The following is a 12,207-nucleotide window of genomic DNA, read 5'->3' as shown; positions in this document are numbered from 1 at the left end:
ACGCGTCGCTTTCGCCACATAGGACGGCAATTTCCCGTCCCAGAACAAGAGGCACCAGAGTATCGATGGCTGATCCCTATTCCACCCTTGGCGTTGCGCGCGGCGCGACCGAGGCAGAGATCAAGTCGGCCTATCGCAAGCTGGCCAAGGAACTGCACCCCGACAAGAATAAGGACAATCCCAAGGCGTCGGAGAAGTTTTCCGCTGCCACCAATGCCTATGATCTGTTGTCCGACAAGGACAAGCGCGCCCGCTTCGACCGGGGCGAGATTGACGGCGACGGCAATCCGACCGCGCCCTTCGGCTTTGGCGGCGGAGGAGGCGGTGGCGGTTTTCGCGGCCAGCCCGGCGGCGGCGGTTTCGATCAGGGCGGCGCGGATTTCGGCGATATCTTCGAAGGCCTGTTCGGCGGCGCGGGTCGCCGTGCGGGTGGCGGTGGTTTTGGCCGACAGGCGCCGCCGTCCAAGGGCGCGAACGTCGCTTATCGCCTGGCGGTACAGTTCACGGACGCTGCCACCCTCGCGCCGCAGCGGATCACGCTGCAGGATGGCAAGACCATCGACCTCAAATTGCCCGCCGGGGTCGACACCGGTACGCAGATGCGCCTGTCGGGCAAGGGGCAGGTGGGGCCAGGGGGCGCAGGTGACGCGATCGTCACGATCGAAGTGAAGCCCCATCCCTTCTTCACCCGCGATGGCGACAATGTCCTGCTCGACCTGCCGATCACGCTCGACGAGGCGGTGAAGGGTGGCAAGGTCAAGGTGCCCACTGTCGATGGCGCGGTGATGCTGGGCGTGCCGACGGGTGCGACATCGGGCAAGACGCTGCGGCTGCGGGGCAAGGGCTTCACCGGCAAGGATGGTGCGCGCGGGGATCAGCTTGTGACCCTGCAAATCGATGTGCCTGCCGATGATCCCGCGATCCGGGCGCTGGTCGAAAGCTGGCAGGACAGTCGACCCGTGCGCGCCCATCTCGGCGTTTGAGGCGTTAGGGGGCGGATGCCGCTGAATTCGCCCTATACGCCCGAATCCCGTCGCCATATGGCGGCACGGACACGCGCTCATTTTCATCGCCAGATGAAGCGGGTGCGCCCCGGTTCGCAGGCGTTCGAGGTGATGAAGCGGGTCGCGGTCGGCACCTATAGCGATGGCTTCATTCACGCCGGGAATCTTGCCTATCTCTCGCTGATGACGCTGTTTCCCTTCTTCATCGTCGCAGCGGCGGTGGCGAGTATCTTCGGCCGCACCGAAGATGGCCTGGCCGCGGTCAACGCCTTCCTGACAACGGTTCCCCGCGGCGTCGCCGATGTCGTGCGCCAACCGATCAGCGATGTGCTCAATGCCCGCTCCGGCCCTTTGCTCTGGCTGGGCGGATTCGTCGGTCTGTGGACCGTCGGCAGTCTCATCGAAACCATCCGCGACATATTGCGCCGCGCCTATGGCACCAAAAGCACCAAATCCTTCTGGCATTATCGGCTAAGCGCGGTGGGCATCACTTTGGCTAGCGTCGTGGCGGTGATGTTCGCCTTCTCGCTCCAAGTGGTGATCACGGGCATCGACCAGTTTCTGACCCATCTCCTTCCCTGGGCCGATGATGCCATCGCGCTCGTCGCGTCGGCCAAGCTCATACCGATGGTGATAGTGTGCATCGCGCTTTGGTCGTTGTTCGTCTCCCTGACGCCGACCATCTACAAGGATCGTCGTTTCCCCAAATGGCCCGGCGCGGTCGCGACATCGCTCTGGTGGTATGGCACGACATTGCTGTTGCCGCCGACCCTGTCGCTGCTGGGCGGCTATGACCGGACCTATGGCAGCTTGGCCGGCGTCATGATCACGCTCATTTTTTTCTTCCTAGTCGGGCTTGGCGTGGTAATTGGCGCGGAATTGAATGCGGCGCTGGCGGAATTTCCCGAAGAGGAAGTGGCCTTGCTGCCCGAAGACCAAGGGAACGGAACGAAGATATGAACGGCTTGATGGCGGGTAAACGCGGCCTCATCATGGGTCTGGCGAACGACAAGTCGTTGGCTTGGGGCATTGCCAAATCCTTGCATGAACAGGGCGCTGAACTGGCCTTTTCCTATCAGGGCGACGCGCTCGCCAAGCGGGTCCGGCCTTTGGCGGAGCAGGTAGGGTCGGACTTCCTGATCGATTGCGACGTGACGGACATGGACAAGCTCGACGCCGCCTTTGCGGAGATTGAGGCGCGCTGGGGCACGCTCGACTTCGTCGTTCATGCGATTGGTTTTTCGGACAAGAACGAGCTGCGCGGTCTCTATGTCGATACCAGCCTCGACAACTTCCTGATGACCATGAACGTGTCTGCTTACAGTTTCGTGGCAGTCACGCGCCGCGCCCGCGCGCTGATGCCCAATGGCGGCAGCATCCTGACGCTCAGCTATTATGGCGCGGAAAAGGTCATCCCCCATTATAACGTCATGGGCGTGGCCAAGGCGGCGCTGGAAACCAGCGTCAAATATCTGGCGATGGATCTGGGTCGCGAAAATATCCGCGTCAATGCCATCTCGGCTGGTCCGATCAAGACGCTGGCGGCCAGCGGCATTGGCGACTTCCGCTATATCCTCAAATGGAACGAACTGAACGCCCCGCTGCGTCGCAATGTGACCATCGAGGATGTCGGCGGCGCAGGCCTGTATCTGCTGTCGGACCTGGCCAGCGGCGTGACCGGCGAAATCCACCATGTCGACGCAGGCTATAATGTGATCGGCATGAAAGCCGAAGACGCCCCGGACATCGCGCTCGACAAATGAGCGTCAACACATTCGGTCGCATGTTCCGCTTTACCACCTGGGGCGAGAGCCATGGTCCGGCGATCGGCGCGGTCGTGGACGGCTGCCCGCCCGGCCTGCCGCTCAGCGAAGCGGACATCCAGCCCTGGCTCGACCTGCGCAAGCCCGGCACGTCCAAATTCACTACCCAGCGTCGCGAGGCGGATGAGGTTCGCATTCTGTCGGGGGTGTTCGAAGGGCGAACGACCGGCACGCCGATCAGCCTGATGATCGAGAATACCGATCAGCGATCCAAGGATTATTCCGACGTCGCCAAGGCCTATCGCCCCGGTCATGCCGACTATGCCTATGACGCCAAATATGGCTTTCGCGACTATCGCGGCGGCGGACGTTCGTCTGCGCGCGAGACGGCGTCGCGCGTGGCGGCGGGCGCGGTTGCGCGTGCCGTCATCCCTGATGTCGACATCTTCGCCTATGTCAGCGCGATCGGCGGCGACGCGATCGAATATGACAATTTCGACGCGGCGCAGATCGGGCAGAATCCTTTCTTCTGCCCTGACCCGGAAGCGGCCATGCGCTGGGAAAAACTGGTGGACGATGCTCGACGCGATGGCTCCTCGCTCGGCGCGATCGTAGAATGCGTCGCCAGTGGCGTTCCGGCCGGCTGGGGGGCGCCGCTCTATGCCAAGCTCGACAGCGAACTGGCCGCCGCGATGATGAGCATCAACGCGGTCAAGGGCGTGGAGATTGGCGATGGCTTTGCCGCTGCCAGCCTGCGCGGCGAACAGAATGCCGACCCGATGCGTCCCGGTCCCGATGGACCGACCTTCCTTGCCAATCATGCAGGCGGCATTGCGGGGGGCATCGCGACGGGCCAGCCGATCAAGCTGCGCGTCGCCTTCAAGCCCACCAGTTCGATCCTGATCCCGGTCGAGACCGTGACGCGCGACGGCACAGCATCCGACATCATAACCAAGGGCCGCCACGATCCCTGTGTCGGCATCCGCGGTGTGCCGGTGGTCGAAGCGATGATGGCGCTGGTGCTGGCCGACCAGAAATTGCTTCACCGCGCTCAATGCGGGGAATGACGCGCCGAACCGATCGTAAAAAAGCGAGACGACTCACTTTTGTTACGATAGAATGACGTCATCGCCCGTTCGACGGGCAAGCGGCAGAGCGTAAGCCTGGGGAGCGTCACCACGCATTGCGCGGATTGACGGTCAAAACGTCCCCTGACCGCCGCGACACGGGCCAGCCATGCAACCATGGCTGGCCCATTTCGTTTCAGCCCGGCAAGATCAGCGGCCAGCGCCAATCTTGTTGGGGACAAGGGGCACCATGCATTTCATCACCGCGCTGCTGGGCGTGTATCGGGCCGAAATCGGGCTGGCGGTTCTGGCCGCCATGTTCATCGCTTTCGTGCGCGAACGCTATTCGCCCACGGTGATCGCAGTGGTGGGGGCCTGTGTTTTTGCGCTGCTCGGCATGCTGGATGAAAAGGCGATGTTTTCCGTCTTTTCCAACAGTGCGCCGCTGACCGTCGGGGCGATGTTCATCCTGTCGGGCGCGTTGATTCGCACCGGTGTCATCAGCCGCGTTGCCGACCTCATCATGACCCGCGCGGAAAAGCGTCCCCGGCTCGCCCTCGCCGAAGTCGCGATCGGCACGATCATCCTGTCGGCTTTCCTCAACAATACGCCGGTGGTCGTGATCCTGATCCCCATCATGTTCAAATTGGCGCAGGCGACCGGTTACCCTGTCAAGAAGCTACTGATCCCGATGAACACCGTCGCGGTGCTGGGCGGCTGCCTGACGCTCGTCGGCACGTCGACCAATCTGATCGTCGCGGGCATTGCCGCGGATCAGGGCATGGCCCCCTTCGGCATTTTCGACATAACCCTTTACGGCCTGGCTGGGACAGTGGCGGGCGTCGGCGCGCTGCTGCTGCTGTCCTTCCTGCTGCCAAGCGACCCGCCTACCATTGCCGGAGAAAATGGCGGCAATGTGCAGGATTATCTGACCGAATTGGTGGTGCCGCAGGATAGCGATCTGGTTGGCCGGGACGTCAGCACGCTCGGCATGTTCGGGCGGTCGGTCAAGCTGCTCGGCATCAAGCGCGGCGGTGACATTCGTCGCCGCGAGCTGATGGAAGAAGAACTGCATAGCGGCGACCGGCTGATCGTCCGTGCCGATGGCGCGGCGATTATGACATTGCGGGAGGCGGGGGACTTCGACCTCGGCATCGCCGCCGACTCGCGTACGTCGGGGCAGGACGGGACGGTCGTGGAGGCAATGGTAGCGCCCAGCCATCCTTCCATTGGCGAGCGGCTGGCGGATATTCCCTTCCTCCATGCGCTGCGCGTGCGGATTATCGGCATTCATCGCGCGCGCCATTTGTCCGGACCCGATCTGTCCAATACGCGGGTGCGCGGTGCCGACCGGTTGCTGATTGCAGGCAGCGACGATGCGATGCGGTCGTTGCGCGACAATCCGCATCTGATCGGCGTCGATGTCAGCCGGGTGCGCGCCTTCCGCCGCAAGAAGGCGTGGATCGCCATAGTTGCGATGGCGGGCGTGGTGCTGCTCTCGGCGCTCGATGTCATCGGCATCGGCCTGGCTGCCGTCATCGCGGTCGGTGTCATCCTGCTCAGCCGTTGCATCGACCCGGAAGAGGCCTGGGGCGCGATCGACGGTGACGTGCTGATCCTGATCTTCGCGATGCTGGCGGTCGGGCTGGCGCTCGAACAGGCGGGCAGCGTCGCCTTGATGGTCGGCTGGATCACCCCGCTGCTGCAAAATGCACCGGCCTGGTCGCTGGTTTTCCTCATCTATTTCTTCGCCCTGATCCTCTCTGAACTGCTCAGCAACAATGCGGTGGCGGCCCTGTTGACGCCCATCATCATCGCGATCGCGCAGCAATTGGGGGTCGATCCCCGTCCCCTCATCATCGCGCTGATGATCGGCGCATCGGCCTGTTTCGCGACGCCGATCGGCTATCAGACCAATGCGCTGGTCTATGCCGCGGGCGATTATCGCTTTGCCGATTTCGTGCGGATCGGCGTGCCGATCAACATCGTGGTCGGCATCGCGGTGTGCAGCGCGCTGGTGTTGCTGGGTTAAGCGCCAATCCGGTTGGGCTGGCTCTGTTCGCAGGGCCATGCCTCCGCCAGACCGGATCAAACGACAAGGAACCGTTCCATGACCAGCCTGCCCTTCACCCAGGTCGATGCTTTCGCCGATGCCCCTTTCACCGGCAATCCGGCCGCCGTGATGCCACTCGATGCCTGGCTCGACGATGCCACGCTGCAGGCCATTGCGGCGGAGAATAACCTGTCGGAGACCGCCTTCACGCTGGCGACGCCTGACGACCCGGAGGCGGACCATGTGCTGCGCTGGTTCACGCCCACCGTTGAAGTCAAATTGTGCGGCCATGCGACGCTCGCCAGCGGCCATGTGCTGATGGGGCAGGGGGATGTGGTGCGCTTTCGCACGCGCCATGCGGGCATATTGACCGTATCGCGCGCTGGCGAGGGCTATGCGCTGTCGCTTCCGGCCTGGGATATGGCGCCCCGTGCTTTGCCGGAACTGGCGGCAGGGCTGGGGGGCACTCCAGTCGAGTCGCATTGGCGGGATGGTGGCTACAGCCTGTTCCTCTTCCCCGATGCCGCTGCGGTGCGCGCGCTCGCGCCCGACTTCGCGGCGTTGAAGGCGCAGGGCGACGTCATGCTCATCGCCACCGCGCCGGGTGAGGATAGCGATATCGTCAGTCGCGTCTTCGTGCCGGGCGGCGGCGTGGATGAAGATCCGGTCACGGGGTCCGCCCATGGCCTGCTCACCCCCTTCTGGGCCAAGCGCCTCAACAAGACGACGCTCAGCGCGTTTCAGGCGTCGGGGCGCGGCGGTCGGCTTGGTTGCACCCTCGATGGCGACCGGGTGATCCTGACCGGCCAGTGCCGCACGGTGATCGAGGGCCGCTTCCACCTCTAGCCTGGAAACAGCCCGATCACGCGTGCCAGTGCCGCCTTCACCGCGGCCCGCTGTTCCTTGTGTGGTGACATGCCGATCCGTACCACGGTCAGGCGCTGGCTGGGCGACACGAGAATATATTGGCCATTATGCCCCACACAGCCGAACAGGCTGGTGGGGGCCAGGCCCGGCATCAGCGCGCTTTCGCTGCCTTCGCGGTTGAGCCAGAGATGCGCGCCATAGGCCGGGTTGCGCTTCGATGGCGTGCGCATGAAGTCGACCCATTTTTCCGGCAATATCTGATGCCCGGTAGGGCCGCGCCCCTGCCGCCGCAGCAATTCGCCAAAGCGGCCATAGTCGCGCGCGGTCATATGCATCATGCTGCCGCCGATCATCGTGCCCGCCGCGTCATATTCGGGCGTCAGGCTGGGCAGCTTGCCCGGAGCCTTCAATCGCCCGTCGATGAACATCGCCATCGCCCGGCGCCGCACGTCGGGATCGCTGCTGTTGGTCAGCATCCGCGTCATCAGGTCGGACAGGATGATGCTGCTGCCGGTCGAATAGGCGAAGTGGGCGCCCGGCGCCTGACCCAGCGGTTTGGCCTCGGCATAGGCGCGCATATCCTGTGCGCCGTCGGTGAACAGCATCCGCACCGTGTCGCCGCTCTGGATCGGTTCGCCATCCTCGACATGATCGAGACCGCTCGTCATCTGGAGCAATTGGCGCAGCGTGATCTTGCCGCGCGGGTCGCCCGGCTGGCTCCACGCTGCCACCGGCACCGGCGCGTCGATCGCCAGCCGCCCGTCCGCCACCATCAGCCCGACCAGCACCGCCGTCACGCTCTTGGCGATCGACCAGGACAGGAGTTTCGTGTCCGGCCCGAAACCCGGCGCATAGCGTTCCGCGACGATTTCGCCGTCGCGCATCACCAGCAGCGCGCGGGTGTCGCCCATCGCCGCATCGTCGAACAAGGGGTCGATCGCGGCGCGCAGCGCAGCCTCGCCCACTGTCGCGTCGCGCGCCACATGGTAGAGCGGCTGCGGATCGGCCGCGCGCACGCTCCATAGCCCGCCCGCGCCGACGAGGGCCACCAGGGCGGCGCCAAGGCCAAGCCGCTTTACGCTGTTCCATTCGATCTTCATAAGCCGCGCCCTTAGCCATCCCCAACCGAGTCGGGAATATGCCGGGCCGCCGGACGATCATTTATCTTGCCCTTGTGCTTATCCTGTCGCTGCTCGCCGTGCTTGGCTGGCATTGGAGCGGTTTGCGCGGTCAGGCAGAACTGGGCACCGCCTATGGCGCGCGCCTCGCTTGTTCGTGCCGCTATGTCGAAGGGCGGGCGATGGGCAGTTGCGAGGAAGACAAGGAGCCGGGCATGGCGCTCGTCACGCTGACCGACCGGCCCGAAGACAGGGCCGTGGTGGCCCGCGTGCCCTTGATCGCCACGCGCACCGCCCGTTATCGACCCGGCTGGGGCTGCCTGCTCGATCCAACCTCTTAAGCGGCGGCAAGGCTGGCCCCCCGCGCTTTCCCCCGCTAAGGCCGCGTCATGCGGCCCGACATTCCCACGCTCCTTCACGACATATTCGGCTTCACCCGCTTTCGCGGGGTGCAGGAACAGGTGGTCGCGCGCGTCATGGCGGGCCAGCCGACGCTGGCGATCATGCCGACCGGGGCGGGCAAGTCGCTCTGCTACCAATTGCCCTCGGTCGCGCTCGACGGCTGCTGCGTCGTCGTCTCGCCACTGATCGCGCTGATGCACGACCAGTTGCGCGCCGCCACGGCCGTCGGCATTCGCGCCGCCAGCCTGACCAGCGTCGATGCCGACTGGCGCGAGACGCAGGACCGGTTGCGCAATGGCGATCTCGACCTGCTCTATGTCGCCCCCGAACGCGCCAGCCAGGAGGGGTTCCGCAATCTGCTGCGATCGGCCAGGGTCGCGCTGTTCGCCATCGACGAAGCGCATTGCGTGTCCGAATGGGGCCATGATTTCCGCCCCGACTATCGCCTGCTGCGCCCGCTGCTCGACGAATTTCCCGATGTCCCCCGGCTGGCACTGACCGCCACGGCCGACGCGCATACGCGCAAGGATATTCTCGTCCAGCTCGGCATTCCCGACGATGGCCTCATCATTTCGGGCTTCGACCGGCCCAATATCCGCTATGCCGTCCATCCGCGTGATGGCCTGACGCGGCAGCTGGCCGATCTGGTCGCCGCCAATCCCGGCCCCGGCATCGTCTATGCCCAGACCCGCGCCGCGACCGAGAAGCTCGCTGAAACGCTGGGGCGGGGCGGTCGCGCCGTGCGCGCGTATCATGCCGGGCTCGACCCCAAGGTCCGCGCCGCCAACCAGTCCGCCTTCATCGCCAGCGAGGATATGGTGATGGTCGCCACCGTCGCCTTCGGCATGGGGATCGACAAGCCCGATGTGCGCTTCGTCGCGCATGCAGGCCTGCCCAAGTCGATCGAGGGCTATTATCAGGAATCGGGCCGCGCGGGCCGCGACGGCGAGCCGGCGGTCGCGCATCTTTTCTGGGGCGCGGAGGATTTCGCCCGTGCCCGCCAGCGAATCATGGAACTGGAACAGAGCCGCCAGCAGGGCGAGCGCACGCGGATCGCGGCGCTGGGCGCGCTGGTCGAGACCGCGACTTGCCGCCGCGCCATATTGCTGCGCCATTTTGGCGAAGATCCGCCTGCCATGTGCGGCAATTGCGACAATTGCCTCTCGCCGCCCGCCAGCATCGACGCGACCGAGACGGCGCGCAAATATCTGTCCGCCGTCTATCGCACCGGCCAGAGTTTCGGGTCCGGCCATATCGAAGCGGTGCTGACCGGGGCGCCCAACGACAAGGTACGCGAGCGCGGCCATGACAAGATTTCGGTGCATGGCATCGTGTCGGGGGACGAGATCGTGCTGCTGCGTCCCGTATCGCGCGCGCTGCTGGTGCGCGATGCGCTGGAAACCACCGAGCATGGCGGGCTGATGCTTGGCCCCAATGCGCGGCCCATCCTGCGCGGCGAGGAAGAAGTCCGCATCCTGGTGCCGCCCAAGCGCGAGCGGCGGTCCCGCAATGCCCGCAACGGGGCCGACGCGAACCCGGTCGGCGATCCGCTGTTCGACGCGCTGCGCGCCTGCCGCCGGGAACTGGCGCAGGAGGCGGGCGTGCCGCCCTATGTGATCTTTCATGATTCGACGCTGCGCGAAATGGCCGAACAGCGGCCGTCCTCGATCCGCGATCTGGGCACGATCAGCGGCGTGGGGCAGAAGAAGCTGGACGCCTGGGGCGACGCCTTTCTGGCGGCGATTCGGCCGTTTCTGTAGCGCCAAGGGTCACAGGTCCGCGTCACATCGAAATTCACGATGTCGTGGGCGCATATTCGGGCCGATTGCGACCGAAAAGTACCGGTAAATTGCGTCCGAAGACCCGGTAACGCGACACCGGCGCGACAGTGACGCGCCTGTGACGCGGCAGGCACGCGACGGTCGATCCGGGATGCAGGGCAGGGTGGGGTGCGAGCGCGTTTCATCCGACAGTGTAGATCATTGGAAATCCTACATTGGAAGGGCTTTGCGCAACGACGGGAGGAAGAGGCCGCTCTTGAATCCTGATCCTGACCGGCGCATGGCCTGTGCCAAAGGAGAAGCCCCATGTTCCGCAAATTGACCGACCGCATCCTTGTCTCGCCGCAGATCACGCTGGATCAGGTGGCCGACGCCAAGGCGCAGGGCGTGACGATCATCGTCAACAACCGCCCCGATGACGAGGAACCGGGACAGGTCAACGGCGCGGCGATCGAAGCCGCTGCCAAGGCGGCGGGCATCGCCTATGTCGCGGTGCCGGTGGCGCATGGCGGTTTCGCGCCCTGGCAGTTGGACGAGATGGCAAGCGCGCTGGAACAGACGGAGGCAGGCGGCAAGATGCTTGCTTATTGCCGGTCGGGCACGCGCAGCACCTTGCTATGGGCACTGACCCGCGCGCGCGCGGGCGATGATGGCGACGTGCTGGCGGCGCAGGCGGCAGCGGCCGGCTATGACATCGCGCCGGTGCGGCAGATCATGGATGCGGTGAAGGGGCAGTGAGAGGGGTCGGGTGAGGCCTCTCGATAGCGCGCTACATCAGCGTCGAGCCCCCTCTTCCAACTGCGCCTAGGTGCCTTTGGCACCAAGGCTTCCTATCCTTCTCCCCGCCGGGGAGAAGGGGGGGCTGAGGCCTACCCGCATTCCACCGTTACATGCGCCATGCGGGGGAGCGCGTGCAGGCGCGCGCGGACGGCGGCACCATTCGCGCCCGGTGCCAGGCTGAGGATGACGGCGTGGGCGTGGGGGCCGATGCGCCAGACGTGGAGGTCGCGGATGGTGGCGCCTTCGGCTTCCGCCAGCGCGCGGACCTTGGCCGTCAGCGCGGGTTCGGCGGTGTCGAGCAGGATGGCGGCGGTGTCCTTCATCAGGCCCCAGGCCCAGCGCGCGATGACGATCGATCCCAATATGCCGACCGCAGGGTCCAGCCACCACCAGCCGAGATAGCGCCCGGCGAGCAGCGCCGCGATCGCCAGCACCGATGTCAGCGCGTCGGTCAGCACATGGACATAGGCGGCGCGCAGGTTGTTGTCGGCATGGCCATGCTGGTGCCCGTCATCATGATCATGTCCGTGTCCATGATCATGGCTATGGTCATGGCCCAGCAAAAACGCGCTGATGATGTTGATGATGAGGCCGACGATCGCCACCAGCGTCGCTTCACCGAAGGCGACCTGCACCGGTTCCAGGAAGCGCATCCCCGATTCGATCGCGATGAACAGCGCCATGAAGCCGAGCAGCAGCGCCGACGCAAAGCCCGACAGGTCGCCGACCTTGCCGGTGCCGAAGGTGAAGCGCGGATTGCGCGCATGCCGCCTGGCATAGCCATAAGCCGCCGCCGCCACGGCGAGCGCGCCCGCATGGGTCGCCATGTGAAAACCATCGGCCAGCAGCGCCATCGAACCGGTCATCCAGCCCGCGACGATCTCCACCACCATGGTCGCGGCGGTCAGCCAGACGACCCACAGCGTCCGCCGGGCATTTTTATCATGCCCGTCCGACAGATAGATATGGTCGAAATAATGGCTTTCCTCGCCATCCATGCTGGCGGGCGATGGCGCGTGGTCGTGATGGGCGTGGCCGTGCCCGGTGCCGTGAGAGTGATCGTCGTGCATCGTCATTTCCCGTAACGGCGGATCAGCGCCAGCATCTCTTCGGCGGCCGCCGCGCGGGCCTCGTCGGACAGGCCGGGGCAGGCGACATGTTCGCGCATATGCTGCTCGATCAGTTCCTCCATCAGGCTGCCGACCGCGCCGCGCACCGAAGCGACCAGTTGCAATGTTTCCGAACAGCCCGCCTCGCCCGTCAGTTGACGCTCGACGGCGGCGACCTGCCCCGCGATCCGGCGCACCCGCGCCAGTAATTTGTCTCGATCCGCGACTATATGCATAGGGTATCCCCCTATACTATAGGTGCG

Annotated in this window: 12 protein-coding genes; 9 read left to right on the top strand and 3 right to left on the bottom strand. The window is 65.0% G+C overall.

Annotated features, from left to right (window positions below; genetic code table 11):
- Window positions 1-65 precede the first annotated feature (65 nt).
- The 6 genes from SxD43FB_RS02920 (at window position 66) to SxD43FB_RS02895 (ending at window position 6,733) form a co-directional block, all read left to right on the top strand.
- Window positions 66-983: a DnaJ C-terminal domain-containing protein gene (locus SxD43FB_RS02920; RefSeq protein WP_096060895.1), complete on the top strand. Its 918-nt coding sequence runs from the start codon at window positions 66-68 to the stop codon at window positions 981-983.
- 15 nt (window positions 984-998) lie between these two features.
- A complete protein-coding gene (locus SxD43FB_RS02915) occupies window positions 999-1,964 on the top strand; it encodes a YihY/virulence factor BrkB family protein (protein WP_176482659.1) in 966 nt (321 codons plus the stop codon).
- Window positions 1,961-2,767 carry an enoyl-ACP reductase FabI gene (fabI, locus tag SxD43FB_RS02910; protein ID WP_096060894.1) on the top strand — a complete coding sequence of 269 codons (807 nt, stop codon included), beginning with the start codon at window positions 1,961-1,963 and terminating at the stop codon, window positions 2,765-2,767. The genes SxD43FB_RS02915 and fabI overlap by 4 nt, the downstream gene beginning before the upstream one ends.
- Window positions 2,764-3,834 (top strand): chorismate synthase, encoded by a 1,071-nt coding sequence (gene aroC / locus SxD43FB_RS02905; protein ID WP_096060893.1) that lies wholly within the window; start codon window positions 2,764-2,766, stop codon window positions 3,832-3,834. Before fabI ends, aroC begins: the two co-directional genes overlap by 4 nt.
- A 250-nt stretch (window positions 3,835-4,084) precedes the next feature.
- Window positions 4,085-5,866 (top strand): SLC13 family permease, encoded by a 1,782-nt coding sequence (locus tag SxD43FB_RS02900; RefSeq protein ID WP_096060892.1) that lies wholly within the window; start codon window positions 4,085-4,087, stop codon window positions 5,864-5,866.
- A 78-nt stretch (window positions 5,867-5,944) separates the two neighbouring features.
- The gene (locus SxD43FB_RS02895) at window positions 5,945-6,733 is read left to right on the top strand and encodes a PhzF family phenazine biosynthesis protein (RefSeq protein ID WP_096060891.1); all 789 of its coding nucleotides are present in this window, start codon (window positions 5,945-5,947) and stop codon (window positions 6,731-6,733) included.
- Here the strand turns inward: SxD43FB_RS02895 and SxD43FB_RS02890 are convergent.
- Window positions 6,730-7,854 carry a serine hydrolase gene (locus SxD43FB_RS02890; RefSeq protein WP_096060890.1) on the bottom strand — a complete coding sequence of 375 codons (1,125 nt, stop codon included), beginning with the start codon at window positions 7,852-7,854 and terminating at the stop codon, window positions 6,730-6,732. The two genes, SxD43FB_RS02895 and SxD43FB_RS02890, sit on opposite strands and share 4 nt — an antisense overlap.
- A gap of 38 nt (window positions 7,855-7,892) precedes the next feature.
- On the opposite strand from SxD43FB_RS02890, the gene SxD43FB_RS02885 reads away from it, so the two are divergent.
- The 3 genes from SxD43FB_RS02885 (at window position 7,893) to SxD43FB_RS02875 (ending at window position 10,793) form a co-directional block, all read left to right on the top strand.
- Window positions 7,893-8,213 (top strand): hypothetical protein, encoded by a 321-nt coding sequence (locus tag SxD43FB_RS02885; RefSeq protein WP_096060889.1) that lies wholly within the window; start codon window positions 7,893-7,895, stop codon window positions 8,211-8,213.
- A 48-nt stretch (window positions 8,214-8,261) separates the two neighbouring features.
- A complete protein-coding gene (gene recQ / locus SxD43FB_RS02880) occupies window positions 8,262-10,034 on the top strand; it encodes a DNA helicase RecQ (protein ID WP_096060888.1) in 1,773 nt (590 codons plus the stop codon).
- 327 nt (window positions 10,035-10,361) lie between these two features.
- Entirely contained in the window at window positions 10,362-10,793 is a 432-nt protein-coding gene (locus SxD43FB_RS02875; protein WP_096060887.1) for a TIGR01244 family sulfur transferase, read from the top strand.
- Between the two features lie 131 nt (window positions 10,794-10,924).
- Here the strand turns inward: SxD43FB_RS02875 and dmeF are convergent, their stop codons facing one another.
- Complete coding sequence (gene dmeF / locus SxD43FB_RS02870) at window positions 10,925-11,911, bottom strand: CDF family Co(II)/Ni(II) efflux transporter DmeF (protein WP_096060886.1); 987 nt, start codon at window positions 11,909-11,911, stop codon at window positions 10,925-10,927.
- The gene (locus SxD43FB_RS02865; protein WP_037474755.1) at window positions 11,908-12,180 is read right to left on the bottom strand and encodes a metal/formaldehyde-sensitive transcriptional repressor; all 273 of its coding nucleotides are present in this window, start codon (window positions 12,178-12,180) and stop codon (window positions 11,908-11,910) included. Before SxD43FB_RS02865 ends, dmeF begins: the two co-directional genes overlap by 4 nt.
- Window positions 12,181-12,207: the final 27 nt, after the last annotated feature.

It is taken from the genome of Sphingobium sp. D43FB, assembly GCF_002312805.1.
Classification (GTDB): Bacteria; Pseudomonadota; Alphaproteobacteria; order Sphingomonadales; family Sphingomonadaceae; genus Sphingobium.
Note: the sequence above shows the minus strand (reverse complement) of the source record. Positions and strands in the feature narration are given on the sequence as shown.